Origin of the sequence: Psychrobacter sp. 16-MNA-CIBAN-0192 (genome assembly GCF_040309565.1) — a bacterium.
Classification (GTDB): domain Bacteria; phylum Pseudomonadota; class Gammaproteobacteria; order Pseudomonadales; family Moraxellaceae; genus Psychrobacter.
In genome coordinates, this window is record NZ_JBEOOX010000066.1 from 1 (window position 1) to 354 (window position 354).

Annotated in this window: 1 protein-coding gene; it reads right to left on the reverse strand. The window is 43.8% G+C overall.

What is annotated here, in order from left to right:
* Positions 1-340, reverse strand: a 340-nt coding sequence (locus AAEY78_RS12385; RefSeq protein ID WP_352339640.1) for an LTA synthase family protein, incomplete at its 3' end; no start/stop codon positions are given.
* Positions 341-354 lie beyond the last annotated feature (14 nt).

Genomic DNA, 354 nt, shown 5'->3' on the forward strand with positions numbered 1-354 from the left:
GATCATGGTTGCTTGAGCTAAACACTAAACTAAAGAATGGCTTACCTTCTTTGTGCATTCGCGAAAACTCTTCATCGGCGCGGAACAATAGATCCTCATCAGAGACTCCCCAAGACGCTATAAACGCTGGGTCCTTATAGTCACCTTGATCAACAATATCGGAAAAACCATTGCCTAAAAAGAAACTGCGCATATTATCAAAATGACTTTCGCCGCCATAAATAAACTGCGTGGTATAGCCATGTTGTTTTAATAAATCCGCAATGGTAAAAAAGCCGGTTTGGCTTTTACCTAGCTTAACGACCGCCCTTGCTGGCGTTGGCGTAAAACCGGTTGTCACCGCCTCAATACCTC